The sequence below is a fragment of the Micromonospora echinospora genome, assembly GCF_014203425.1.
Classification (GTDB): Bacteria; Actinomycetota; Actinomycetes; order Mycobacteriales; family Micromonosporaceae; genus Micromonospora; species Micromonospora echinospora_A.
In genome coordinates this window covers 4,517,046-4,542,050 of sequence record NZ_JACHJC010000001.1, presented here as the reverse complement: position 1 = coordinate 4,542,050, position 25,005 = coordinate 4,517,046, and the positions used below count along the sequence as shown (strand labels likewise).

General features: G+C 73.9%; 24 protein-coding genes. 18 read left to right on the top strand and 6 right to left on the bottom strand.

Going from position 1 to position 25,005, the window contains the following annotated elements; translation table 11 throughout:
- The first annotated feature begins 8 nt into the window (after positions 1-8).
- Complete coding sequence (locus FHU28_RS21160; protein WP_184686241.1) at positions 9-1,256, top strand: beta-ketoacyl synthase N-terminal-like domain-containing protein; 1,248 nt, start codon at positions 9-11, stop codon at positions 1,254-1,256.
- A 3-nt stretch (positions 1,257-1,259) separates the two neighbouring features.
- On the opposite strand, the gene FHU28_RS21155 is transcribed toward FHU28_RS21160, so the two are convergent.
- Positions 1,260-1,697: a GNAT family N-acetyltransferase gene (locus tag FHU28_RS21155; protein ID WP_376700821.1), complete on the bottom strand. Its 438-nt coding sequence runs from the start codon at positions 1,695-1,697 to the stop codon at positions 1,260-1,262.
- A gap of 291 nt (positions 1,698-1,988) precedes the next feature.
- Here FHU28_RS21155 and FHU28_RS21150 point away from each other — a divergent pair, with 291 nt between their 5' ends.
- The 13 genes from FHU28_RS21150 (at position 1,989) to FHU28_RS21090 (ending at position 14,877) form a co-directional block, all read left to right on the top strand.
- Positions 1,989-3,344 (top strand): class I adenylate-forming enzyme family protein, encoded by a 1,356-nt coding sequence (locus tag FHU28_RS21150; protein ID WP_376700875.1) that lies wholly within the window; start codon positions 1,989-1,991, stop codon positions 3,342-3,344.
- Between the two features lie 207 nt (positions 3,345-3,551).
- The gene (locus FHU28_RS21145; protein ID WP_091417749.1) at positions 3,552-3,815 is read left to right on the top strand and encodes an acyl carrier protein; all 264 of its coding nucleotides are present in this window, start codon (positions 3,552-3,554) and stop codon (positions 3,813-3,815) included.
- Entirely contained in the window at positions 3,815-4,060 is a 246-nt protein-coding gene (locus FHU28_RS21140; protein ID WP_073828443.1) for a hypothetical protein, read from the top strand. The genes FHU28_RS21145 and FHU28_RS21140 overlap by 1 nt, the downstream gene beginning before the upstream one ends.
- A complete protein-coding gene (locus FHU28_RS21135; protein WP_184686238.1) occupies positions 4,053-5,183 on the top strand; it encodes a beta-ketoacyl-[acyl-carrier-protein] synthase family protein in 1,131 nt (376 codons plus the stop codon). Before FHU28_RS21140 ends, FHU28_RS21135 begins: the two co-directional genes overlap by 8 nt.
- 158 nt (positions 5,184-5,341) lie before the next feature.
- A complete protein-coding gene (locus FHU28_RS21130) occupies positions 5,342-5,782 on the top strand; it encodes a beta-ketoacyl synthase chain length factor (RefSeq protein ID WP_073828445.1) in 441 nt (146 codons plus the stop codon).
- The gene (locus FHU28_RS21125) at positions 5,779-7,398 is read left to right on the top strand and encodes a class I adenylate-forming enzyme family protein (RefSeq protein WP_184686237.1); all 1,620 of its coding nucleotides are present in this window, start codon (positions 5,779-5,781) and stop codon (positions 7,396-7,398) included. The genes FHU28_RS21130 and FHU28_RS21125 overlap by 4 nt, the downstream gene beginning before the upstream one ends.
- On the top strand, positions 7,395-8,657 hold the full coding sequence (locus FHU28_RS21120) for a beta-ketoacyl-[acyl-carrier-protein] synthase family protein (RefSeq protein ID WP_184686236.1): 1,263 nt from the start codon (positions 7,395-7,397) through the stop codon (positions 8,655-8,657). The genes FHU28_RS21125 and FHU28_RS21120 overlap by 4 nt, the downstream gene beginning before the upstream one ends.
- A gap of 59 nt (positions 8,658-8,716) precedes the next feature.
- A complete protein-coding gene (hppD, locus tag FHU28_RS21115) occupies positions 8,717-9,814 on the top strand; it encodes a 4-hydroxyphenylpyruvate dioxygenase (RefSeq protein ID WP_184686235.1) in 1,098 nt (365 codons plus the stop codon).
- A 53-nt stretch (positions 9,815-9,867) separates the two neighbouring features.
- Positions 9,868-10,791 (top strand): phytanoyl-CoA dioxygenase family protein, encoded by a 924-nt coding sequence (locus FHU28_RS21110; protein WP_184689764.1) that lies wholly within the window; start codon positions 9,868-9,870, stop codon positions 10,789-10,791.
- A 2-nt stretch (positions 10,792-10,793) separates the two neighbouring features.
- Positions 10,794-11,591: a DUF3050 domain-containing protein gene (locus FHU28_RS21105; RefSeq protein WP_184686234.1), complete on the top strand. Its 798-nt coding sequence runs from the start codon at positions 10,794-10,796 to the stop codon at positions 11,589-11,591.
- Entirely contained in the window at positions 11,588-12,559 is a 972-nt protein-coding gene (locus FHU28_RS21100; protein WP_184686233.1) for a thiamine pyrophosphate-dependent dehydrogenase E1 component subunit alpha, read from the top strand. Before FHU28_RS21105 ends, FHU28_RS21100 begins: the two co-directional genes overlap by 4 nt.
- The gene (locus FHU28_RS21095; protein WP_116506196.1) at positions 12,559-13,524 is read left to right on the top strand and encodes an alpha-ketoacid dehydrogenase subunit beta; all 966 of its coding nucleotides are present in this window, start codon (positions 12,559-12,561) and stop codon (positions 13,522-13,524) included. The genes FHU28_RS21100 and FHU28_RS21095 overlap by 1 nt, the downstream gene beginning before the upstream one ends.
- Positions 13,525-13,527: 3 nt before the next feature.
- The gene (locus tag FHU28_RS21090) at positions 13,528-14,877 is read left to right on the top strand and encodes an ATP-grasp domain-containing protein (RefSeq protein WP_184686232.1); all 1,350 of its coding nucleotides are present in this window, start codon (positions 13,528-13,530) and stop codon (positions 14,875-14,877) included.
- Positions 14,878-15,466: 589 nt separating this feature from the next.
- On the opposite strand, the gene FHU28_RS21085 is transcribed toward FHU28_RS21090, so the two are convergent.
- From FHU28_RS21085 to FHU28_RS21065, 5 genes are read right to left on the bottom strand one after another with little or no spacing between them, the layout of a single operon-like run.
- On the bottom strand, positions 15,467-16,147 hold the full coding sequence (locus tag FHU28_RS21085) for an SGNH/GDSL hydrolase family protein (protein WP_184686231.1): 681 nt from the start codon (positions 16,145-16,147) through the stop codon (positions 15,467-15,469).
- A 42-nt stretch (positions 16,148-16,189) separates the two neighbouring features.
- A complete protein-coding gene (locus FHU28_RS21080; RefSeq protein ID WP_184686230.1) occupies positions 16,190-16,822 on the bottom strand; it encodes an HAD family hydrolase in 633 nt (210 codons plus the stop codon).
- On the bottom strand, positions 16,819-17,211 hold the full coding sequence (locus FHU28_RS21075) for an MmcQ/YjbR family DNA-binding protein (RefSeq protein WP_184686229.1): 393 nt from the start codon (positions 17,209-17,211) through the stop codon (positions 16,819-16,821). The genes FHU28_RS21080 and FHU28_RS21075 overlap by 4 nt, the downstream gene beginning before the upstream one ends.
- Positions 17,212-17,262: 51 nt before the next feature.
- A complete protein-coding gene (locus FHU28_RS21070) occupies positions 17,263-18,483 on the bottom strand; it encodes an MFS transporter (protein WP_184686228.1) in 1,221 nt (406 codons plus the stop codon).
- Complete coding sequence (locus FHU28_RS21065) at positions 18,480-20,054, bottom strand: class I adenylate-forming enzyme family protein (RefSeq protein ID WP_184686227.1); 1,575 nt, start codon at positions 20,052-20,054, stop codon at positions 18,480-18,482. The genes FHU28_RS21070 and FHU28_RS21065 overlap by 4 nt, the downstream gene beginning before the upstream one ends.
- 284 nt (positions 20,055-20,338) lie before the next feature.
- Between FHU28_RS21065 and FHU28_RS21060 the strand changes: the two genes are divergently transcribed.
- From FHU28_RS21060 to FHU28_RS21045, 4 genes are all read left to right on the top strand, one after another.
- Positions 20,339-21,649 carry an SGNH/GDSL hydrolase family protein gene (locus tag FHU28_RS21060; protein ID WP_221453256.1) on the top strand — a complete coding sequence of 437 codons (1,311 nt, stop codon included), beginning with the start codon at positions 20,339-20,341 and terminating at the stop codon, positions 21,647-21,649.
- A gap of 68 nt (positions 21,650-21,717) precedes the next feature.
- Entirely contained in the window at positions 21,718-22,941 is a 1,224-nt protein-coding gene (locus FHU28_RS21055) for a cytochrome P450 (RefSeq protein WP_184686226.1), read from the top strand.
- Positions 22,938-23,909, top strand: coding sequence for an alpha/beta hydrolase (locus tag FHU28_RS21050; protein WP_184686225.1), 972 nt, complete (start codon positions 22,938-22,940; stop codon positions 23,907-23,909). Before FHU28_RS21055 ends, FHU28_RS21050 begins: the two co-directional genes overlap by 4 nt.
- Positions 23,902-25,005: an alpha-hydroxy acid oxidase gene (locus FHU28_RS21045; protein WP_184686224.1), complete on the top strand. Its 1,104-nt coding sequence runs from the start codon at positions 23,902-23,904 to the stop codon at positions 25,003-25,005. Before FHU28_RS21050 ends, FHU28_RS21045 begins: the two co-directional genes overlap by 8 nt.

Genomic DNA, 25,005 nt, shown 5'->3' with positions numbered 1-25,005 from the left:
ACGGCACCGTGACCGCCCGGGCCGTGGTGACGGGCATCGGCGTGGTCGCGCCCAGCGGCATCGGCGCCGAGGCGCACTGGAACACCGTGCTCGCCGGCACCCGGCGTACCGGGCCGATCACACTGTTCGACCCGGAGCGGTATCCGACCCGGGTGGCCGGGGAGGTGGCCGGCTTCGACCCGGCCGGGTCCAGCGACACCCGGCAGCGGGTGCAGACCGACAGGTGGACCCACCTCGGCTTCGCCGCCACCAAGCTGGCGCTGGCTGACGCCGGGCTGCCAGAGGTGTCACCGGACCCGTACAAGTGGGCGGTCACGCTCGCCAGCTCCTCGGGCGGCAACCTGTTCGGGCAGCGGGAGCTGCAACGGCTCTGGGGCGGGCCGAGCCGCACCGTCGGGGCGTACCAGTCGATCGCCTGGTTCTACGCGGCGAGCGTCGGGCAGCTGTCGATCCGCCACCAGTTCAAGGGGCCGTCCGGGGTGACCGTCTCCGAGTCGGCCGGCGGGCTGGACAGCCTGGCGCACGCGGTGCGCACCGTCCGCCGGGGTACGCCCGTGGTCATCGCCGGGGCCACCGAGTGCCCGCTGAGCCCGTACGCGCTCGCCTGCCAGCTACGGTCCGGCCTGCTCAGCGACGTGGCCGACCCGGAGCGGGCGTACCGGCCGTTCGACGTCGCGGCCAGCGGCTACGTGCCGGCCGAGGGCGGCGCGGTCTTCGTGGTCGAGGAGTTGGGCCACGCGCTGGCCCGGGGCGCCCGCGTCTACGGCGAGATCACCGGCTGGGCCGCCACCCACGACGCCGCGCCCACCGACCCGGCCGTCGGCCCGGACCCGGCCCACTACGCCCGCGCGATGCGGCTGGCGCTGGAACGCGCCGCGGTACGCCCGCACGACGTGGACGTGATCTGGCCGGACGCGCTCGGGGTGCCCGCGTACGACCGGTCCGAGGCCGACGCGCTGCGCGCCGTGTTCGGTGCCCGGACCCCGCCGGTGACCACCCAGAAGCCGCTGACCGGCCGCGCCCATCAGGGCGGGTCGGCGCTGGACGCGGCCACCGCGCTGCTGGCGTTCCGCCGGGGGATGCTGCCCGCCTCCGCCGGCCCGGACGAGCCGGCGCCCGGCTGCGAGCTGACGTTCCTGCGGCAGCCACGCCCGCCGCGCAGCCGGATCGCGCTGGTCGGGGCGCGCGGCTTCGACGGCTTCAACAGCGCGCTGGTGCTGCGCGGCGCCGCGCCCCCACCGGCGGGCGACCGCTGACCGTCACGACGGCCGGGCCAGGTAGGCGGTCTTCGCGTCGCCGGAGAACCCGCAGGCCAGGTAGAAGGCGTGGGTCGCGGGCGAGCGTGACCCGGTCATGAGCATCGCCTTGTAGCAGCCCGCGTCCCAGGCGGCCCGCAGCGTGCCGGCCATGATCTGCCTGCCCAGGCCGGCGCCGCGCCGCGACTCGTCGACCACCACGTTCTCGACGACCGCGTAGGGCGACGCCGACCGGCTCAGGTTGGGGATCACGTTGAGGTACGTGGTGGCGACGACCGCGCCGTCCAGTTCGAGCACGAACAGGTGCAGACCTTCGGTGGCCAGGATCCGCGCGAAGGCCCGTTCGTCGGAGCCGTCGCCGAGGTGCGGGTCGTCCGGGTTCAGTTGCCGGTAGAGGCGGATGACCGAGGTGAAGTCGTCGGGCCGGGCCGTACGGAACATAACGGGAGCGTAGTCGCCCGCCGTCCGCGCGGGGGGCCGCGCGCACAGCATGCGGCGGCCGGCGGGCTACCTTGCCGGCGTGCCCCGATCCTGCCTGTCCGATCGAGCCTGAGCAATCCACCCAGCCGCCGTTTTGGATCTAGCCATTTGCATCTGGCGATGCGGAGAAGGGGCGTCGTAGGGTTCCGTCCGTACCCGAACGACGTACCCGCTGGGCGGATCCGCCCAGTTCCTCAGTGGAAGTGGCTGGTCGTGACTGCACATCCCGTGGCGGAAGACCCTGCCTCGACGGTGGACTGGGTGGACGACATCCTCCTCACCGGACGCGACACCGACATCTGTCTCCGCCTGCCCGAGCCGGTCGACAAGGGCACGCTGCGCCGGCTCGTCGGCGAGGCGCAGAACCGGCTGACCGAGGCCGGGCTGCGGGCCGGAGGCGCCGCCGCGCTGCGCCTGCCGCCCTCGCTGGCGTACGTGGCGCACCTGCTCGCCACCTGGCGTACCGGGGCCCAGGCGGTGCTGCTGGACCACCGGCTCACCGACCACGAGGTCGACCAGGCCCTGCGCCGGCTCGGCCCGCAGGTGGTGGTCGCGCCGGTCCGTTCCGGCGGCGGCGCGCTGCGGATCTTCGTCGACGTCACCGCCGGGGTGAGCGCCTACTCCGACCGCCCGGCGGGCAGCCCGCATGCGGTGATCCAGCTCAGCTCCGGCTCCACCGGGCCGTCCAAGGTGATCGGCCGCACCGCCGCCGACCTGGTCGCCGAGGTGCACCGCTACACCCGGATCGACGGCGTCGCGCTGCCCGGCGAACGGATCATCCTGCTGCCCAGCATGGTGCACGTGCTCGGCCTGGTCGGCGGCCTGCTCTACGGGCTGCACGCGGGCGTCGAGCTGTGCCCGCCGGAGCGGCTCAGCGGCGACGCGATCCTCGCCGCCGTCGCCGCCCAGGACACCCCGGCCACGGTGCTCGGCGTGCCGTTCCACATCGGGCTGCTCGCCTCCACCACACCGGCCGGGCCGCTGCCCCAGCTCAAGCGCATGACCACCGGCGGCGAGCTGGTGAGCGCCGCCGTGGCGAACGCGTTCACCGGCCGCTACGGCGTGCCGCTGGGCAACATGTACGGGATGACCGAGGTCGGCGTCATCGGCACCGACCTGCACGGGCGGCACCGGCCCGCCATCGCGCCGGCCCCCGGCATCCGCGTCCGCGAGCAGGACGGCGAGCTGTGGGTGAGCTGCCCGGACAACCCGTACGTGGGGCTGGCCGACCCGACCCGCTGGTCCGACGGCTGGCTGCACACCCGCGACGCCGGGGTGGTCGACCCGGACACCGGCCTGGTCACCATCAAGGGCCGGCTCGACTCGCAGGTGTCGGTGGGCGGCCTGAAGGTCGACCTGACCGAGGTGGAGGCCACTGTGGCCGGGCTGCCCGGCGTGACCGCCGCGGTGGTGGTCTGGGACGACGGCATCACCGCGTACGTCCAGACCGACGGCTCGCTGAGCGAGGAGACGCTCGACAAGCTGATCGCCGAGCGGCTGGCCGGCTTCAAGCGTCCCCGCACACTGCATCTGCTCGACCAGATGCCCCGCACCACCACCGGAAAGCTGGTCCGGTCGGTCCCGGCCCTGCGGGACGCCGCCTCGTGACCGGCCCGCTGTCCGAGCACCACCGGCCGCCCGCCGGGCGTCCGGCCCACCCCGATTCCCACCCCGGTCCGGCCGGGCAACGCGCCACCAGCGCGCCCGAGCCGGCACCGCGTCAGCGTCCGCTGACCGCCGGTGACCCCGGACCACACGCACGCGGTGTCCCGACCGGGCACCGTCAGCTGGTTCACGGAAATGAGGTCTGAATCCATGCGAGACGAGGTCCGCACCTTCGTCGTCGAGCAGCTCGCCGACATGAACTACGACGTGGAGGAGCTCGACGACGACACCACGCTCGGCCCCTCCGGCGTCGACCTGGAGTCGCTGGCCCTGGCCGACCTCGCGGTCCGCGTCGAGGACCGGTACGGCCTGAAGTTCGCCGACGACGAGTCGGAGAAGCTGGCGTTGATGACGGTCGGCGAGTTCACCACGATGGTCACCGACCGGGTGGCCGCGAACAGCGACAAGTCCTGATGTCCGGTCAGCCCGACCTGGGGCGAGCTGACCTGCTGAGCATGCTCGCCGAACTGACCGCGAAGCCCGTCGACCAGGTGCCGGACCGGCTCGGCTCGATGGAACTGGCCTGGCTGGTGCACATGGTCGAGCAACGCTACGACCGCCGGCTGGACCTGAGCGACGACCAGCTCGCCGGCATCCGCACCGTCGACGACGCGCTTGCGGTGTTCCGCGGCTCGCTGACCGCACCCGCAGATGGCTGAGCGGGAAACCGTACGGATCACCGGCACGTACGCGCTCAGCGCCCTCGGCAGGGGCGCGGACGCGCTGCTGGCCGGGGTGCTCACCGGCGCCCCGGCGTTCGCGCCGGTGCGCCGTTTCGACACCACCGGCCGCCGGGTCACCGTGGCGGCCACCCTGCCGGAGGTCGGCACGCTCGCCGACGAGCTGGCCGACGCCATCGACTCCGCCGCCCGGGCCGCCGGGCTGGACCGGGCCGGGCGCGCGGAGTCGGCGCTGTTCCTGGCCACCCACGGCGGGCCGCCCTCGCTGCCCGTACCCGAGGGGCGGGACGCGCCGACGGTGCCGGCGCTCGCCGGTCACCTGGCCGGGCGGTGCGGCCTGGGCGGGCGTACCCGGGTCTACACCACAGCCTGCGTGTCGGCGAGCACCGCTGTCGCCGACGCCGCCGCGCTGATCCGCCGGGGTGAGGTGGAACGGGTCGTGGTCGCGGCCGGTTACCTGGTCGAACCGGACCAGTACGCGCTCTTCGACGCCGGCCGGGCGCTCGCCGCCGACGGCGCGGTACGCCCGTTCAGCGCCGGCCGCAAGGGCCTGCTGCTCGGTGACGGGGTGGCGGCCGTGGTGCTGGAGTCGGCGGGCGCCGCCGCCCGGCGGGGCGCCGAGACGGTGGCGACGGTGGCCGGATGGGGGCGGGCCGGGGACGCGTACCACGCGTGCCAGCCGCACCCGGACGGGCTCGGCCTGGCCCGGGCGGTCGAGGCGGCGCTGCGCCGCGGCGGGCTGCCCCCGGCGGCGATCGGTTACGTCAACGCCAACGCCACCGGCACCCCGTTCAGCGACGCCTCCGAGGCGGCGGCGCTGACCCGGGTGTTCGGCGACGGCGCCGGGCGGTTGCCGGTCAGCTCCACCAAGTCGGTGCACGGGCACGCGCTGGAGGCATCCGGGCTGCTGGAACTGCTGGTCACCGTGCTGGCCCTGCGGCACGGCAAGCTGCCGGTCACCGCCGGCTGGCTCGGCCCCGACCCGCAGTGCCCGCTGGACGTCATCCGCGACGCTCCGCGCCCCGCGCGCACCGAGCACGCCCTGACCCTCAACGCCGCCTTCGGCGGCGCCAACACGGCCCTCCTGGTGAGCGCCGCATGACCGCCCCCACCCCCCACCCCGGCTCCCCGCGATCTTGCACTCCCGGCCCCGGCGAAACGGGCACAACGCCCGCCGAGCGGGCACCAACCGCAAGATCGCGCAACGACGCGGAGGCGCGGTGGCCCGAGGACGGGGACGGGGATACGGGGCCTGCGGGGGTGCCGGGGTTCGTGCACTCGGCGTTCGCGCCGCTGGTGGTGGCGGTCGCCGAGCGGTGTCTCGCGCGGCGGTACGGCACCGGGCCGCTGCCGCCGGGCAACGCGACGGCTGTGGTGCTGGTCAGCGCGGGCGGGGACACGGCCAGCGCGGCGCACGTCCGGGCCGCGGTGGCCGCCGGTGACCGGATCGGGCCGCTGTTCTTCTTCCAGTCCGTGCCGAACAGCGTGGCCGGGCACGTCGCGGCGCGCTGGGGACTGGACGGGCCGGTGGTGTGCCTGAGCCCGACCGGCGACGCGCGTGCCGAGGGGGAGGCCGAGGCGGACCTGCTGCTGTACGACGGCGACGCCGCACAGGCGCTGCTGATCCTGATCGAACTGGCACCGGACGGTACGCCGGGCGAGGCGACCGCGGTGCTGCTGGGGGAGGGAACACGTCAATGAGGACGAAGGGACTGCGTGGCGCGCTCGCGGCCGACGCGGAACTGGGCGCGGGCAACGTGCTCGCCCGGGTGCTGGCCCACGGCGCCGACCCGGACGGGCCGGGGCTCACGTTCGACACCGAGATCGACGGCCACCCGGCCGAGACTCCGCTGACCCTGGGCCGGCTCGACCGGATGGTCGCCGCCCGGGCGGCCTGGCTGCACGAACGCGGGGTGAAGCCCCGCGACCCGGTCGCGGTCTGGGCCGGCACGGCCGCCGACATGGTGCTGTCGTTCCTGGCGCTGACCCGCCTCGGCGCCATCCCGGCGCTGATGAACGGCAGGCTGCGCCCCGAGATCGCCGCCGAGTACATCCGCCGGCTGCGCGCCGCCGGGGTGCTCGCCGACGCCGCGCACGCCGAGGCGCTGGCCGGGCACGACCTGGGCGCTCCGATGCTCGGCGAACCCGCGCAGGCCGGGACCGGCGACCCGGACGCCGCGCCGGCACACTACCGGCACCACCCGGACGACCCGATCGTCATCACCCACACCTCCGGCACCACCGGCGTGCCGAAGGCGGTGCTGCACTCGCACGCCAGCCTGTTCGCCGCCACCCGCCACCTGCTGTCCATGCCGCAGGCGCAGGGCACCACACGCATCCTCAACGCGCTGCCCGCCCCGCACACCGCCACGGTGCTCATGGTCAACCAGGCGCTGGGCAACCGGGCGGAGATGTTCCTGCTCTCCGAGCAGGGCGGCGAGCGGGTGCTCGACGCGATCCAGCGGTGGCGTCCCGACGGCGTGTTCGGCTTCTCGGTCACCTGGGCCGAGCTGGCCCGCTTCGACCTGTCCGGCTACGACCTGGACTCGGTGCGGCTGTGGTTCAACACCGGCGACTGCTCGCACGAGCCGCACGTCCGGCGGCTGGTCGCTGTCGGCTCCCGGGACGTGGTGACCCGCGGCGGCGTGACCCGGGTACCCGGCTCGGCGTTCATCGACGGCCTGGGCTCCAGCGAGATGGGCCACTCGATGTTCCACATCACCCACACCACCGGCACCGAAAGGTACGGCCGCTGCGTCGGCCGGCCGTACCGGTTCGCCAAGGTCGCCGTGCTCGACACCGAGGGCAACGAGCTGCCGCCCGGGCAGGTCGGCTGGCTGGGCATCGACTCGCCGTCGCTGTTCCGCGGCTACTGGAACGACTCGGTCACCACCTACCGGTTCCGGCTGCGCGGCTGGTACCTCACCGGCGACCTGGTGTACGCCGACGACGACGGCCGCTACTACCACCTGGACCGGGCGGTCGACTCGGTCGAGGCGGGCGACGGGAAGTGGTTCTTCACCGCGCTGTCCGAGGAACGCATCCTCGCCGCCTGCGCCGATGTGACCGACTGCACCGTGGTGATCGTCAAGGCGGACGACGGCACCGTCACCACCGACGTGCTGCTGGAGCTGGCCGCCGGGGCCGACCCGGACGCGGACCGCACCGAGCAGGTCCGTGCCGCGCTCGGCCCGGACGTGGCCGCCACGCTGCGCCGGATCGTCCCGGTGCGCGCCGACGACATCCCGGTCACCGTCACCGGCAAGGTGCGCAAGGTGGCGCTGCGCGAGCGCTACCTGACCGAGGCGCCGTCGTGACCGCCGTCGTCACCGGCATGGGCCTGTTCACCCCCGCCGGGCGCGGCGTCGCGGACACGTTCGACGCGCTGCTCACCGGCCGCTCCGGGCTGCGCCGCCCGCCCGAGGGACACCCGGCGGCGGGCAGCCTGGAGGTGGCCGGCGTGCTCCCGGACATCGACCCGCGCAGCGTCGCCTCCGGCCCGGAGACGAAGGTGCTCGACCGGGTGGTGCTGCTCGCCCTGATCACCGCCGCCGAGGCGCTCGCCGACGCCGGCATCGAGGTGGGCCGCGACGTCGACCCGGAGCGCATCGCGGTGATCGTCGGCGGCGTCGGCGGGATGTCCACGCTGGAGAGCCAGGTGCTGGCGCGGGCCGCCCGGGGCCGGGCGGCGGTCAGCCCGTACCTGCTCACCGGCATCCTGCCGAACATGCCCTCGGCGCGGATCGCCATCGCGCACGGCATCCGCGGCTACAGCTCGTCGGTCGGCACGGCCTGCGCCTCCGGCGCCCAGGCCGTCGCCGACGGGGTACGCCTCATCCGCTCCGGCGAGGCCGACGTGGTGGTGTGCGGGGCGAGCGAGGCGCCGCTGTTCGGCACGTTCGCCGACACGTTCGGCAACGCCCGGGCGCTGGCCCGGGGCTGGGACGAGCCCACCGAGGCGAGCCGCCCGTTCGACAAGCGGCGCAACGGGTTCGTGCTGGCCGAGGGCGCGGCGCTGCTGGTGCTGGAGCGCGCCGGGCACGCCGACGGACGGGGTGTGCGCGGCTACGCCGAGGTCGCCGGTTTCGGGGCGAACACCGACGCGTACCACCCGACCGCGCCGCGCCCGGACGGCGCGGGAGCGGCCGCGTGCATGCGCCGGGCGCTCGCCGCCGGCGGGATCGGGCCGGCCGACGTCGGGTACGTCAACGCGCACGGCACCGGCACCAAGCTCGGTGACGTCGCCGAGACCACCGCGCTGGTCGAGGTGTTCGGCCTCGGCGGCGTGCCGGTCAGCTCCACCAAGGCGCTCACCGGGCACCTGCTCGGCGCATCAGGGGTGCTGGAGGCCGCCGCCACCGCGCTGGCGCTCGACAGCGGCCTGCTGCCGCCCACCTACCACCTGGACGACCCGGACCCGGAGTGCGAGGCGGACCACGTCCGCGCCGTGCCCCGGCCCACCCGGGCCGACCACGCGCTGACGAACTCGTTCGGGTTCGGCGGCCAGAACGTCAGCCTGCTCCTGCGCCGGCTCTCCGGGCCGGCCCGCCGGGGCGCCACCCCGGCTGCGGACTGACCGGACTCCAATCCCGGGCGTCGTCCGGGTCGTGATCACGGGGGGAACAGGGGAAGCCCATGACCATCAACGGGATAGACCATCTCGAACTGTACGTGGGAGACGCCCGGCAGGCGGCCTTCTACTTCGACAACGCCGTCGGTTTCCGGCTGCGCGGGCAGGGCGGGCCGGAGACCGGGCTGGACGGGCAGCGCTCGCTGCTGCTGGCCCAGGCCGGCATCCGGCTGCTGCTGACCACCGGACTGTCCGCCGAGCACCCGGCGGCCACGTATGTGCACCGGCACGGCGACGGCATCGCCGTGGTGGCGCTCGCCGTCGACGACGCCGCCGGGGCGTACGCGGAGCTGGTGGCCCGCGGCGCGACAGCGCTGAGCCCGCCGCGCACCTTCACCGGCGCGGACGCCGAGGTGGTGGTCGCCGAGGTGGGCGGCTTCGGCGACGTCGTGCACCGCCTCGTCGAGCGGCGCGGCGACCCGGAGGTGTTCCTGCCCGGGGCGATCGAGCCGGTGGCCGCGCCGGACGGGGACTCGCTGCTGGCCGAGGTGGACCACCTGGCCATCTGCGTGCCGCCGGGGCAGCTCGACGAGACGGTCGCGCACTACGAGAAGGTGTTCGGCTTCGCCGACATCTTCACCGAGCACATCGAGGTCGCCGGCCAGGCGATGAACTCCAAGGTGGTGCAGAGTCCGTCCGGGACCGTCACGTTCGTCCTGCTGGAGCCGGACACCGGCGCCCGGCCGGGGCAGATCGAGGACTTCCTGCGCTGGCACGCCGGCGCCGGGGTGCAGCACCTGGGGCTGCGCACCGACGACATCGTCACCGCCGTCGGCGCGCTCGCCGGCCGGGGCGTGCGGTTCGCCAGCACCCCCGGCGCGTACTACGACGGCCTGGAGCAGCGGGTCGGCCGGCTGGACGCGCCGGTGGACCGGCTGCGCGAGCTGAGCATCCTCGTCGACTCCGACCACGACGGGCAGCTGCTGCAGATCTTCACCGAGTCGATGCACGTGCGCCGGACCCTCTTCCTCGAACTCATCGAGCGACGCGGGGCGCGCACCTTCGGCAGCGGCAACATCAAGGCGCTCTACGAGGCCAAGGAACGCGAGCTGGCCGCGGCGGGGGCGACCCCCGGCGTCGCGGCCGGAGGGGTAAGCGCATGAGTGAACGCACCGAGCGAAGCGAGGGCCGTGAGGCCATGCCCGGCCGGCACGGCATGACCACCATCGATCCCGGGCTGACCGCCGAGGAGGAGGCGCTGCTTCCCTCCGACGAGGACGTCCGGCACTACGCCGAGCACGGCTGGTACCTGTCGAAGAAGCTGCTCACCGACGACGAGGTGGACGAGCTGGTCGCCGCCACCGACAGCTACTACGCCGGGGAACGCGACCGGCGGCTGCCGGTCCGGCCGCCGAAGCTGGCCTACTGGGAGCCGGCCAGGGGTGACGTGCAGCGGCACAACGACTACGTCCACCACGAGCACGACGGCATCGCGCGCATCCTGCGCAAGCCGCTGATCGGCGCGGTCGCCGCCCGGCTGGCCCGGGCCGTCGAGATCCGCATCTTCCAGTCCACGCTGATCTGGAAGCCGCCGATCGCCGGTGAGCCGTCGAACATCGTGCCCTGGCACTTCGACAAGCACTACTGGGCGTCCTCGTCGTCGGAGAACATGCTCACCGCGTTCATCCCGTTTCACGACTGCGGCGAGGAGATGGGCACCATCACCATGGTCGACGGCTCCCACCGCTGGCGGGAGATCGGCGCCGACGACACTGTGGTGCGGCACTTCGCCGACCGGGACCGCGACCAGCTCGAGGCGATGCTCGCCGAGAACGCGGCGTACAACGGGGCAACGATCCGCAAGATCCCCATGGTGATCCCCAAGGGACACATGAGTTTCCACCACTGCCGCACCTACCACGGCAGCGGTGCGAACGTCAGCGGGCGGCCCCGCCGGGCCATCTCGCTGCACCTGCAGGACGGCGACAACGCCTGGCGGGAGTACCCGCTCTCCGACGGCACGCTCGCCGCGTACAACCACGACGTGCTGGTCCGCCGCACCCACGAGGGCCGGCCGGACTACGCGGACCCCGATTACTGCCCGGTCATCTGGCGCGACCGCGCCCAGCAGGGAGGCTGACAATGTCACGGTACGACTGGGGAAAGACGCACCCGGGCATCGAGCGGCTGGAGCGGGCGGTGACCGAACGCCGCGACGTGGTGGTCAAGCACCCGCTCTACGCGAACCTCGACACCCACGACGCGCTCGTCACCTTCATGGAGCACCACGTCTTCGCGGTGTGGGACTTCATGTCGCTGCTGAAGTCGTTGCAGCGGCAGCTCACCTGCGTCACGGTCCCGTGGATCCCGACCGGCCCGACCGGCAGCCGCCGCCTGATCAACGACATCGTCATGGTCGAGGAGAGCGACGAGCTGGGCGACGGCTACATCAGCCACTTCGAGCTGTACGTGCAGGGCATGACCGAGGCCGGCGCCGACACCACGGCCGTGAACAAGCTCGTCGACCTGCTGCGCGACGGCACCCCGGTCACCGAGGCGTTCGGCGCGGCGGGCGTCCCCGCGGCGTCGGCGGCGTTCGCCGGCACCACCTGGCGGATCATCGAGACCACCCCGGTGCACTGCCAGGCGGCGGCGTTCGCGTTCGGCCGCGAGGACCTGATCCCGGAGATGTTCACCCAGGTCGTCGCCGTCAACGAGCGCAGCAACCGGCTCAACAAGTTCGTCGACTACCTGGAGCGGCACATCGAGGTCGACGGGGAGCAGCACACCCCGATGGCCATGCAGATGCTCGCCGACCTGTGCGGCGACGACGACACGAAGTGGCAGGAGTGCGCCGACACGGTGAACGCCGCGCTGGCCGCCCGCGCCCGCCTCTGGGACGACATCCTCGCCGCCGTCAAGGAGGGCCGTCCGGCGTGACCGGCTCCGACCCGCTCCGGCTCTACCGGACGGTCCGGCTGATCCGCCGCTTCGAGGAGCGCGCGATCGAGCTGGTCCGCGCCGGGGAGATCGTCGGCGGCATCCACCCGTACCTCGGTCAGGAGGGGATCGCCACCGGCGTCTGCGCGGCGCTGGACCGCGAGGACCTGGTCACCGGCACCCACCGCGGGCACGGGCACGTGCTCGCAAAGGGCGCCGACCCGGCCCGGATGCTGGCCGAGCTGTGCGGCCGGGTCACCGGCCTCAACCGGGGCCGGGGCGGGTCGATGCACGCCGCCGACTTCGGCGTCGGCGTGTTGGGCGCCAACGCCATCGTCGGAGCCGCCGGCGCGATCCTCACCGGAGCGGTGTGGGAGCGCCGGCGGCGCGGCGCCGACATCGTCGGCGCCACCTTCTTCGGCGACGGCGCGGTCAACGAGGGCATGCTCCTGGAGGCGTTCAACCTGGCCGCGCTCTGGCGGGTGCCGGTGCTGTTCGTCTGCGAGAACAACGGCTACGCCACCACCATGCCCGTCGAGGGCGCGGTCGCCGGCACCATCGCCGGGCGGGCCGCCGCCTTCGGCATGCCGGCGGCCGCCGTCGACGGGCAGGACCCCGAAGCGGTACGCGAGGTCACCGCCGCCGCCGTCGCGCGGATGCGCGCCGGCGGCGGCCCCGAGCTGATCGAGGCCCGCACCTACCGCTTCGACGCCCACCACACCTTCGAACATCAGGTACGCCTCGACTACCGGCCGCCGGAGGAGGTGGCGCAGGGCCGGTCCCGCGATCCCGTCGACATCGCCGGCGCGCGGCTGGACCCGGCCGTGCGGGCCGAGGTGGACGCCGGCGTCGAGGCGGAACTGGACGCCGCCGTCGAGTTCGCGCTCGCCGGTCCGCACCCCGACCCGGCGACCGCCCTGGACCACCTGTACGCCAGCGGGCTCACCGCCCGGACCGGAGGTGGCTGATGCCCCGGCTCTCCTACCGCAGGGCGCTCACCCGGGCGCTCGCCGACGAGATGACCCGCGACGAGTCCGTCGTGGTGCTTGGCGAGGACATCCGGGTGGCCGCCGCCAACGTCACCACCGGCCTGCTGAAGAAGTTCGGCCCGGAGCGGGTCCGCGACACCCCGCTGTCGGAGCAGGCGTTCACCAGCTTCGCCACCGGTGCGGCGCTGGCCGGTGCCCGCCCGGTGGTGGAGTTCCAGATCCCGTCGCTGCTGTTCCTGGTCTTCGAGCAGATCGTCAACCACGCGCACAAGTTCCCGCTGATGACCGGCGGCCAGTGCGCGGTGCCGGTCACCTACGTGGTGCCCGGCTCCGGCTCCCGCACCGGCTGGGCCGGGCAGCACTCCGACCACCCGTACGCGCTGTTCGCCCACGTCGGCGTGACCACTGTCGTACCGGCCACCCCGGCCGACGCGTACGGGCTGCTGGTCTCCGCGATCCGCTGCGACGACCCGGTGGTGGTCTTCGCCCCGGCCGGCGCCCTTGACCTGCGCGCCGACGTCACCGACCTGACGCCGGTGCCGCTGGGCCGCGGGATCGTCCGCCGTCCCGGCGCCGACGTGACTGTGGTGGCGGTCGGGCACCTGGTGCACGACGCGCTCGCCGTCGCCGAGGAGCTGGCCGGGCAGGCGTCGGTGGAGGTCTTCGACCCCCGCACGCTCTACCCGTTCGACTGGGACGGGCTGGTCGAGTCGGTGAGCCGCACCGGCCGCCTGGTCGTGGTCGACGACGGCAACCGCTCCTGCGGCATCGCCGGGGAGATCATCGCCACAGTGGTCGAGCGGGTGCGGCTGGCCGCGCCGCCCCGGCGGGTCACCCGCCCCGACGGCGCCGTGCTGCCCTTCGCCCCGGCCCTGGACCGGGCCGTGCAACCCGGCCGCGACCAGCTCACCGCCGCCATCCAACTGACCCTCAAGGACGGATGAACGATGGACCCGAACTACACGTGGCCGCCACTCGGTCAGGCGTGGACCGACCTGCCCGAGTCCACCCGTACCGCGATGGTGACCACCGGGGCCGCGGCGTGGGAGAAGATCTTCCACGGCCGGGCCACGTACAACAAGCAGTGGCGGCTGGCCCGCCCGCCGGTGTTCACCGCCGACGCGTTCGGCGAGCTGAACGAGGTCTGCGACCGCATCGCCCAGCTCATCCTGGAGGCCTGCCGGCGCCGCGCGCGTACCGCCGGTGAGCTGCAACGGCTCCTCGACGTGCCGGAGGGGGAGACCCAGCTGCTCGACCCGGACGAGGAGCTGCACGAAGGGCTTCTCGCCGCGTACCGGCCGGACGTGCTGTTCTCCGGCGGCGTGCCGTGCATCGTGGAGTACAACATCGACAGCAGCCTCGGCGGTGGCTTCGACGCCGACACAGTCATCCAGCGGTACGCCGAGCTGTACCGCGCGCACGGCCTGCTCGACGGCGCACGGCCCGCGCCGTCCCTGCTGGACCAGCGGTTCGCCGCCATCCGGGACACGCTCGGCCTGCCCGACGGCGCCCGGGTGGCGCTGCTGATGGACTTCGAAGCCGACTACCCGGGCCTGGACGACCCGGAGACGTTCATCCGGATCCTGTCCCCGCTGATCGACCAGGCCCGCCCGTTCGGCATCGACCTGGTCATCGCCCCGGTCGCCACCGCCGGCCTGGACGAGCAGAGTCGGCTGGTCGTCGGCGGCGCCCCGGTGGACGCCCTGTTCCGGCTGTTCGTGCCGAACCGGGTCACCCCCAGCCCCGGCCTGGACGCGGTGGCCGGCGCGCTCGCCGCGGGCACGCTGCCGATGTTCGTCAGCAGCGCCGCCTGGCTGCTGAGCAACAAGCTGAACTACGCCTGGCTCTGGGACGACCTGGACCTGCTGCCGGAGGCCGACCGGACGCTGATCCGCCGGTACGTGCCGCACACCGTCGCGCTCACCGCAGACCAGCTCGACCGGGCGCTCGCCGAACAGGCCGACCTGGTCGCCAAGCCGGCCGGCGGATCGGCCGGGCACGGGGTGCTCATCGGCCGGGAGATGACAGCTGTGGCGTGGGCGGACGGGGTACGCGCGGCGATCGCCGAGGGCGGCAACATCCTGCAGCGCTATCACGAGGCCGACCGGGTGGCGATGGACTTCGTGCAGATCGAGACCGGTGAGACGGTCACCGCCGATGTCCCGTACAGCCTCGCCCCGTACCTGTTCGGCCGCACCGGCTCCGGCGCGCTCGCGCGGGTGGGTTACCCGGGTTGCGACGAGGTCCTCAACCTGGCCCGAGGCGTCCTCCTGACCGGCATCCTCCTGACCGACTGACCCGCCGTCGCCCGCACCTTCTCACCCTCGTTCCCAGCGTTGATCAAGGAGTTTGTGTCCTCACCGGGGCGGATCGCCGACCCAAACTCCTTGGTCAACGGAGTGGACCCAGCTGCAGGTTGACCGACCGGTGCCCCTGATCCCGCTGATCATGAAGTTAGCGGGAACAAATCGGACGCTCGACGCCGTCAACTTCATGATCGGTGGATTGGATTGGATTGGATTGGATTGGATTGGATTGGATTGGGCCGGACCGGGGTCGGCCGCCCGTCCGGCCGCTCCGTTTCGTCTTTTGTCCCTCAGGCCTGCCCTGGCACGTTGATCAAGGAGTTTGTGTCCTCACCGGGGCGGATCGCCGACCCAAACTCCTTGGTCAACGGATTGGATCTGGGCCGCAGGTTGACCGACCGGTGCCCCTGATCCCGCTGATCATGAAGTCGACGGGGACAAAATGGACACTCAGTGCCGTCAACTTCATGATCGTCGGGCAGGGCAGGGCAGGGCAGGGCAGGGCAGGGCAGGGCAGGGCAGGGCAGGGCAGGGCAGGGCAGGGCAGGGCAGGCGCGTAAGGGAGAGGGCGGAGAGGGGTTCAGGGGTGGGGGAGGTGGGTGGAGAGGACCCTCAGGGTTTCGGCTGTGGCTATCGCGTCGCTGCGGGCGCTGCCGTGCCGGCCGTCGCTGCTGTAGAGCGACGGGTCGGCCACCAGCGGGTGGTCGGTCAGGTGCACGTGCAGCGTGCCCAGCCGCTCGGCCACGCTCCGGGTGTGCCGGGACAGCCGGCGCATCCGCTCGCCCAGGCCCGCGCGCAGCGTCTCCGGCACCGCCGGGCTGTGCGAGACGTCGAACATGCCCACCGTGATCACGTCCGCGCCGGCCTCCCGCAGCCCGGTGACCATGGCGGTCAGCTCGGCGTCGACCGCCTCCGGGTCGTAGGCGGACCGGAACGCGTCGTTGCCGCCGCACACCACAAGGGCCAGGTCCGGCCCGAAGGCCAGCGCGTCGGCCAGCTGGGTGGCCCGTACCTCGTGCGCGCGCAGCCCGCGCCGACCCAGGTTCAGGTACGCCAGCTCCGGTCGGACGGCCCGCAGCTCGGCGGCGATCCGGTCGGCCCACTGGAGGTCCGGGTAGCCGTCGACCGGCTCGCACAGTCCTTCCGCGACGCTGTCGCCGAGCACCACGAACCGGCGCCACGGGTGCCCGCGCAGCAGCTCGGTGGCCTCGCCCGGGCGCAGGCACCACGGGTCCGTCGCCTCGGTCGTCGTCGATGGCATGATCGGCAGGCTAGCCGAGCGTCCGGCGCGGCAAAAGGGGGCTCAGGTCAGCAGGGCCAGCAGTTCCCCGGGCCGGGACAGGCTGAGGTCGGCGGGTTCGGCGCTGTCGTACTGATGACCCCACGCGGCGGCCACCGCCACCGCGCCGCTGCGGCGGGCGGCGCGCAGGTCCAGCGGCGAGTCGCCCACGTACGCAGCACGGCCGGGCGGCACGCCGAGCCGCCGGCAGGCCACCTCGACGCCCTCCGGCGCCGGTTTGGGGCGGGTGACCTGGTCGCCGCCGAGCACCACCCGGAAGTGGCCGAGCAGGCCGACCCGGTCGAGCATGATCTCCGCCGCCCGGTGGCTCGCGCCGGTGAACACGCCCACCGGCACCCGGGCGGCGAGGTCGGTGAGCATCTCCGCGACTCCGGGGTAGACGCTCACCCGCCCGGCCGTCGCGGCCAGTTCGGTGTGGTAGCGGTCCAGGTCCGCCGCGGTGGCGGGGCGCCGGAGCAGGTGCGTCAGCAGGTCGGACGGTGAGCCGATCGAGTAGCCGGCGATGACCTCGGCGTCGGTGTACGACGGGCCACCACCGGCACGCACCGCCGCCCGGTACGCCGCCGGCACCACCTCGTGCGACTCGATGAGCGTGCCGTCCATGTCGAAGACGACGGCGTCCACCGGGCGGCTCACGCGGCCCCGGCCCGGTGCGCTGCGGCGAGCCGCTTCGGCGCGCGGGCGTGCCACGCCTCGGTGATCAGCTCGGTCAGGTCGTCCACGGCGATCCGGTCGAGCCGGACCAGCACCGCCGGGTAGCCGTCGAGGTGCGGCGTGGTGAAGTAGACCGCCGGGTCGTCGGCGAGCAGCGCCTCCTTGGCGCCCAGGTCGGGCACCCGGGCGCCGAGGATCGGGCCGTCCGGCGCGGTGTCGCCGAGCGCCTCGAGGTCGCTGCGGCGCAGCGGCCGGTCCCAGACGAACATCTTGTCGCGCACCCGCCAGGCGGGCAGGTCGTCGTACGAGCCGCGCTCGGTGGTCTCCGGCAGGGCCAGCGCGATGCGCCGCACGTCGTCCCAGGTCGCCATGGCCCCGACCCTACCGCCGCCCACCGACACGCCGGCTCGGACCGGCAGGGCTCAGACCGGTGTCGGCGTGGCCGGCTTCACCTCCGGGCGCCGGGACGCGCGGGTCAGCAGCAGCGGTCCCACGGTCAGCAGCAGGCAGACCACCGACATCACCAGCAGCGCCGGGGTCAGGTCGAGCAGCGCCACCGACCAGCCGCCGAGCAGCGCGCCAACGGGCAGGCCGAGGAACGCCACCGACCCGGAGATGCCCAGCACCCGGGTCTGCAGCTCGCCCGGCACCCGCTGGTAGAGCGACGCGCCGAGCAGCGGGTTCACCGCCGCGATGCCGATGCCGGACAGGAACGTCACCACCAGCACCACGACCAGGTCGTCGCTGAGCGCCAGCGCGAGCAGCCGGGGCGCGCCGCTGAGCGTCAGCCCCAGCGCGAACGTCGTCCCGGCGGGCAGCCGGGTGCCGAACATCGTGAACAGCACGTTGCCCAGCAGCGCGCCGGCCGAGAACACACCGAGCAGCAGGCCGAAGCCGGCCGGGTCGCCGAGCACCTGGTTGACCCAGAGCGGGATCCAGACCGCGACGCTGGCGTTGGCGAACATGTTCGACACCGAGACCACCAGCAGCATGATCATCAGCGTCCGGTCGGTGCGCAGGTACGCGAAGCCGCCGCGCAACGCCCGCAGGTACGGCTCCCGGGGCGCGGGCTGCGCCGGCGCGTGCGGGCGCACCAGCACGCCGATCAGCAGCGCGCAGACCGCGAACGTGGCCGCGTCGATCCAGATGGCCTGGGTCAGCCCGACCCAGTCGATGAGCAGGCCGCCGAGCACCGCGCCGAACAGCGTCATGCCCCGGGCCAGGCCGTCGTAGGCGCTGGTGAGCCGGATCAGCGGCACCCCGGCCCGCTCGGCGGCCGGTTTGAACAGCACGTGCTTGACCCGGTCGCCGATGCCGCGCAGCCCGCCGGCGACCGCCACCAGGACCAGCAGCGTGCCGAACCCGAGCCAGGGCGCCAGCGCCACCACCGCCATCGCGGCGGCGCTCGCCGCGTCCACGAACACGGAGGTACGGCGGATGCCGAAGCGGTCCGCCCACGGTGTGGCCAGCGCGCTGGAGAGCATGTACGGCAGCGTCTCCGCCGCCGCGACGAGTCCCATCTTGGTGGGGCTGCCGGTGGTCTCCAGCACCAGCCAGGGGATGGCCACCACGGAGATCCGGGTGCCGAGGTTGGACAGCAGGTCGGCGCCGACCAGGGTGTACAACTCCCGGCGCGGGTTCATGCCGGGCTGCCGATCACAGTGCCCAGCGAGTCGGCGTCGGCGGGATGCGCGGCGGCGTACCGGGCCCGCAGCGCGCGTTTGTCCACCTTCGCGGACCGGTTGAGCGGCAGCGCGTCGACGAACTCCACGGCGCCGGGCGCCCAGGTCTCGCTCAGCTCCCGCACCACCAGCGCGATCAGCTCCTCGCCGGTCACCGACGCGCCCGGCGCCGGCACCACGTACGCGTACGGCAGCTCCCCGGCCACCGGGTCCGGCACGCCGATGACGGCGGCGGCCCGCACCTCGGGGTGACCGGCGAGCACGTCCTCGATCGGGCGGGAGTAGATCGGCCAGCTGCGCGCCCGGGTGAGGATTCGGTCCTGCAACCGGTCGACCAGGTAGAGGTACCCGTCGGCGTCGAGGTGGCCGATGTCGCGGGTGCGGACCCAGCCGTCGACGAGCGTCTCCGCGGTCAGCTCGGGCCGGCCGTGGTAGCCGGCGAAGCTCAGCTTCGTGCGGACCCACACCTCGCCGTCGTCGCCGGGCGGCAGCACCCGGCCGTCGGCGTCGCGGATCTCCACGGTCACGTCGCCGTACGGGCGGCCGCAGGAGCGCAGCCGCTCCGGGTGCTCCGGGTCCTCGGTCAACCCGGGCAGCGCGCAGATGACCACCGCTTCGCTGAGCCCGTACACGATGCGCAGACACGGGCCGAAGCGGGCGATGGCCTGGCGCAGCCGGGCGGGCGCGGCGGGCCCGGCGCCCACGTTGAACATGAACATGGCGGAGAAGTCGGCGCCCGGCAGGTCGGGGTGGTCGAGCACCTCGTAGAGCATCGGCGGGGTGACGAACGTGGAGGTGAGCCGCTCGGCGTCCACGGTGGCGATGAACGCGGCCGGGTCCCACTGCTCGCGCAGGAACAGCACGCCGCCGGTGAACAGGTTGAACAGCGTGGTGATCTGCCCGCTGGCCAGCCACATCGGCGAGTGCGACAGGTGCCGTAGCAGCGGGAACCCGGCGCCCCGGAAATCGGCGGCCAGGGCGAGGATCTGCCGGTAGAAGCTCTCCCTGTGGTGCACCAGCTTCGGCGTGCCGGTGGTGCCGCTGGTCTGCAGGAACGACTCCGGCGCGGACGCCCCGGCGGGCAGCTCCGCGGCCGGCTCACCGGTCGCGGCGGTCAGGTCCGGCCCGGCGCCGCCGGGGCCGAGGCAGAGCACCGGTACGCCGGACAGGCCGGCCGCGATCTCCACCGCCTGCGGGTCACGCGGGTCGTGCACGAACGCCTCCGGCGCGGACAGCGCGACGAACTCGTCGACCTCCCGCCGCGAGGTCACCGGGGCGATCCACATGCTCCGGCAGCCCAGCAGGTGCAGCGCCAGTTGCAGCAGCGGGCCCTCGACCGTGTTGCCGAGCATCACCAGCACCGCCGTGCCGGGGCGTACCCCGTGCCGGCGCAGCGCGGCGGCCAGGCCGCGCACCTCGGCGGCGACCTGGGGGTAGGTGAGGCGGCGTCCGCCGCCGACGAGCGCCTCCCGGTCGCCGAAGCCGGCGAAGAGCTCCAGCGCCTCGTGCACGTAGTTCGGCCGGTCGGTCATCGGGCAGCCCCCATCATGGTCCGCGAGCGGCGTCCGGCCAGGTCAGGGCCGGGACATGACGGCAGGTGCCAGGTCGGCGACCGCACCGCCGCCAGCTCCGAGCCTAGGCAGCGGCGGTCCACGGCGGACAGAGCCGATCGTCGCTGCGTCCCGCCCCGTGGGCATTTGATCATGTCGATCAGGTTGATTGACGCTCGTCACCGCCGGAAGCTAGTTTCCGGTCCATCGCCCGGGCCGGTGCCGCCGACCGCGTCACGCCCGGGGCTGCCGACCATGGAGGATCGATGCCGACCCCGAAGAGATGGCACGTCATAGCTTCCGCCGTAACGCTCCTGATCGCCGCCACCCCGGCGGTCACCGCGAGCGCCGGCCCGACCGACAAGGACCGCGCCGGGCACGGGCGCGCCGAGTGGGCCGGGACCTGGGCCGCGGCGGTGACCCGCGGGAACACCGTGGGCCTGACCGAGACCGGCCTGAACAACCAGAGCATCCGGATGACAGTGCAGACCTCGGTGGGCGGGCCGCGCCTGCGGGTGCGGCTGACCAACCTCTACGGCCAGCAGGCCATCCAGGTCGGTCGCGCCACCATCGCCCGGCCGAACACCGCCACCGCCGACGACCTGTCCGACATCGTCCCGGCCAGCGTCCGCCAGCTGACGTTCTCCGGCACCGACTCGGCGACCATCAACAAGGGCGCCGAACTGCTCAGCGACCCGGTGGCCTTCCCGGTGGCCGAGCAGGAGGACCTGGTGGTCACCCTGTACTTCCCGGTGCTCACCGGGCCGGTCACGTTCCACGGCCAGTCCCGGGTCACCAACTTCATCGGCGCCACCGACCTCACCTCGGCGGCCGACGGCGCCGGCTTCACCATCCGGCCCAACTGCTGCTGGATGTTCCTGTCCGGCATCGACGTGGAGCGCAAGGCGACGCCCGGCTCCGTGGTGGTGCTCGGCGACTCCATCAGCGACGGCAACGGCAGCACCGTCAACGCCGACCGCCGCTGGCCCGACCTGCTCGCCAAGCGGCTGATCGACGCCCGCCCGGAGCCGCGTACGCCGGGTGTGCTCAACCTCAGCCTGGCCGGCAACCGGCTCAACCACGAGGGCACCGAGCCCGGCGCGGGCGGCTTCCCCGGCTACTACGAGCTGGGCCCGAACGCGCTGGCCCGGCTCAACGAGGACGTGTTCCCGCAGACCGGGGTGCGCACCGTCATCACCCACCTGGGCATCAACGACATCTGGATGAGCGATGACAGCCCGGAGGCGATCATCGCCTCCCTGCGCCAGATCAACCGGCAGGTCCAGGCGCGCGGCCTGACCAGCATCGCCGGCACGCTCATGCCGTACGAGGGCAACGGCGGGCCGGGCGTGTGGACCCCGGAGAAGGACGCCACCCGCCAGGCCGTCAACACCTGGCTGCGCGGGCCGGGCCGGGCCGAGTTCGACGGCATCGTCGACTTCGACGCGGTGATGCGCGACCCGGCGCAGCCCAGCCGGCTGCTGCCGGCGTACGACTCGGGTGACCACATCCACCCGAACGACACAGGAGCCGCGGCGATGGCGAACGCGGTGCCATTGAAGCTGCTCGGACTGTGACACCGGGCGGGGGCGGCGGTCGACACGACGCCGCCCCCGCCGCCGTTTTCCTGGGGAGGAAAAAGACCGTGGACGTCAGCGAGATCCTGACCGGCCTCTACAGCGAACAGGGCCGGCAGAACCCCTATCCCTTCTACGCGGCCCTGCACGAGCACGGGCCGATAAACGCCGTTCCGGCCCGTGCCGAGCACAGCACCGTCAGCGCGGTGGCCGGCGGGTACGACATGGTGGACCGGATCCTGCGCGATCCCGGCTGGTACAAGGGCTTCCCGCCCGGCTGGGAGGAACAGGAGATCCTGCGGACGTTCCTGACCTCGATGATGTTCGTCAACCCGCCCGACCACACCCGGATGCGTGCGGTGTTCGCGAAGACGTTCACCCCGCGCCGGCTGGTCGCGCTGGAGCCGGTGATCGAGCGGGTCGTCGCCGAACGTCTGGACCACATGGCCGAGGCGGGCGCCGACGGCGCCGAGGTGGACTTCGTGGCCGACTTCGCCTACCCGGTCCCGGCGCTGGTGATGGCCGAGTTCATCGGCCTGCCCGCGGCCGACCTGGCCTGGTACCGGCAGCGGGTCGACTGGATCGACGAGTACATGGACGTGTCCGGCAAGACGCCGGAGCGGCTGGCCCGGGCCAACCAGGCCGCCGAGGAACTGCGCGTCTACTACCGTGACCTGATCGCCCACCGGCGCCGCGCGCCGAGCCACGACCTGATCAGCGGGCTGGTCGAGGTGCTCGACGCGGGCGGCGTCGACCTGACCGAGGAGGAGTTGATCAGCAACCTGATCGTGCTGTTCAACGCCAGCTTCGTCACCACCGTCTACATGTTCAGCAACGGCCTGCCGCTGCTGCTGGACCACCCGCACGTGACCGCCGCGCTGCCCGGCGACGACTCACTGGCCCGGGGCTGCGTGGAGGAGGTGCTGCGGATGGAGAGCCCGGTGCACTTCCTGGCCCGCTCCGCGCCGGCCGGCGTCGACCTCGGCGGCGTGCCGGTCGACCGCGACGACAACGTGCTGCTGCTGATCGCCGCGGCCAACCGCGACCCGGCCCGGTTCCCCGACCCGGACCGCTTCGACCCGCGCCGTCCGGGCCCGCCGTCGCTGGCCTTCGGCGTGGGGCTGCACTTCTGCCTCGGCTCGGCGGTGTCCCGGCTGGAGGGCCGTCTGGCACTGCCGCGCCTGTTCGCGCGCTTCCCCCGGCTGGCCGTCACCCAGCCGTACACCTACAGCGGGAGCCTGTTCCTGCGCGGCATCGACAAACTCTTCGTCACCACAGGGGAGGCCGGATGACACTCGATCCGCAGGTGGTCGCGTGGCGGGCCGCGCGGGCGGCCGGCGGCGCCGTGCCGCTCTACACCCAGACCCTCGCCCAGGCCCGCGCCGCCGACCTCGCCGCGATCCGCGCCGGCTCCGGCGCGGTCGAGCCGGTCGCCGAGGTACGCGACACGACGGTGCCCGGCCCGGCCGGGCCGCTGCCGGTGCGGATCCACCGGCCGGAAGGCGACGGCCCGCTGCCGACGCTCGTCTACTTCTTCGGTGGCGGCTGGACGCTCGGCAGCGTCGACACCGCCGACGGGATCTGCCGCCGGCTGGTCAATCTCAGCGGCGTGCAGACCGTGACAGTCGGCTATCGGCTCGCGCCGGAGCACCCGTTCCCGGCTGCGGTCCAGGACTGCCACGCCGCGGTGCGGCACCTCGCCGCGCACGCCGCCGAGTTCCGCGCCGACCCGGACCGGCTGGCGGTGGGCGGGGACAGCGCGGGCGGGAACCTGGCCGCCGCTGTCACGTTGCTGGCCCGCGCCGACGGCGGTCCCCGGCTCGCCGCCCAGCTGCTGGTCTACCCGAACACCGACCAGCGGCCCGGGCACCGCCCCGGCGACGACGAGGACCCGATGCTGTTCAACAGGCACTCGGTGGGCTGGTACCGGAGCCACTACCTCCCCGACCCCGGCGACGCGGCGCACCCGCTGGCGTCGCCGCTGCTCGCCGAGGACCTGGGCGGCCTGCCACCGGCGCTCGTGGTCACCGCCGGGTACGACCCGCTGTGCGCCGAGGGCCGGCGATACGCCGAGCGGTTGGGCGAGGCCGGCGTGCCCACCGAGACGGCCCACTATCCGGGGATGGTGCACGGGTTCTTCGCCATGCCCGGCGTGTTCGACGCGGGTCGCCAGGCCCAGGAGCGGGCCGCCGCCTTCCTGCGCCGCTCATTCGGGCTCGACCCGGCGCATACGGCGGCGACGGGTGCCGGCCATGGTTGACCCGGCGGACGGGTTCGTGCCGCCGGTCAGCCTGGCCGATTTCGCCGCGCTGGCCCGGGCGGTGCTGCCACCCGACGTGTGGGACTTCGTCGACGGCGGCAGCGGCGCCGAGACCGCCCTGGCCGCCAACCGGGCCGCGCTGGACCGGGTGGCGGTGCTGCCCCGGATGCTGGCCGGGGTGGACGACCCGTCCACCGAGGCGACGCTGCCCGGCGGCCGGGCCGCGTTGCCGGTGGCTGTCGCGCCGATGGCGTACCAGCGGCTGCTGCACCCCGACGGCGAGCCGGCGCTCGCGGCGGCGGCCCGCGCGGCGGGCGTGCCCTACGTGGCCAGCACGCTGGCCAGCACGCCGATCGAGGAGATCGCGGCGACCGGCGCGACTGTGTGGTTCCAGCTCTACTGGCTGCGCGACCGGGCGCTGGTGGCCGACCTGCTGGACCGGGCGTCGGCGGCCGGCTGCGCCGCGGTGATGGTGACAGTGGACGTGCCGGTGCTCGGGCGGCGCCTGCGCGACGCGCGTAACGGCTTCGCGCTGCCGCCGCACGTCACCGCCGCGAACCTGCCCGGCGGCCGGGACGACCTGGCCCACCAGGGCACGCCCGGCGTGTCGGCGGTGGCGGTGCACACCGGCGCGGTGTTCGCCCCGGCGCTGAGCTGGGCGGACCTCGACTGGCTGCGCGCGCGTACCCCGGTGCCGTTGCTGGTCAAGGGCATCCTCGACGCGCGCGACGCGGCCCGCGCGGCGGACGCCGGCGTGGACGCCGTGGTGGTCTCCAACCACGGCGGCCGGCAGCTCGACGCCGCCCCGGCCAGCGCGAGCGTGCTGCCCGAGGTGGTCGAGGCGGTCGACGAGCGGTGCGCGGTGCTGCTGGACAGCGGCGTCCGCGGCGGCGTCGACGTGCTGCGCGCGCTGGCGCTGGGCGCGGACGGCGTGCTGCTCGGCCGGCCGCTGCTCTGGGCGCTCGCGGCCGGTGGCCGGGCCGGCGCCGAGGCGGCGCTCGCGCTGCTCGCGGCGGAACTGCGCGACGCCCTCATCCTCAGCGGCTGCCCCGACCCGGCCTCGGCCCGGCGGCTGCGCACCCGGATCGGAGGCTGA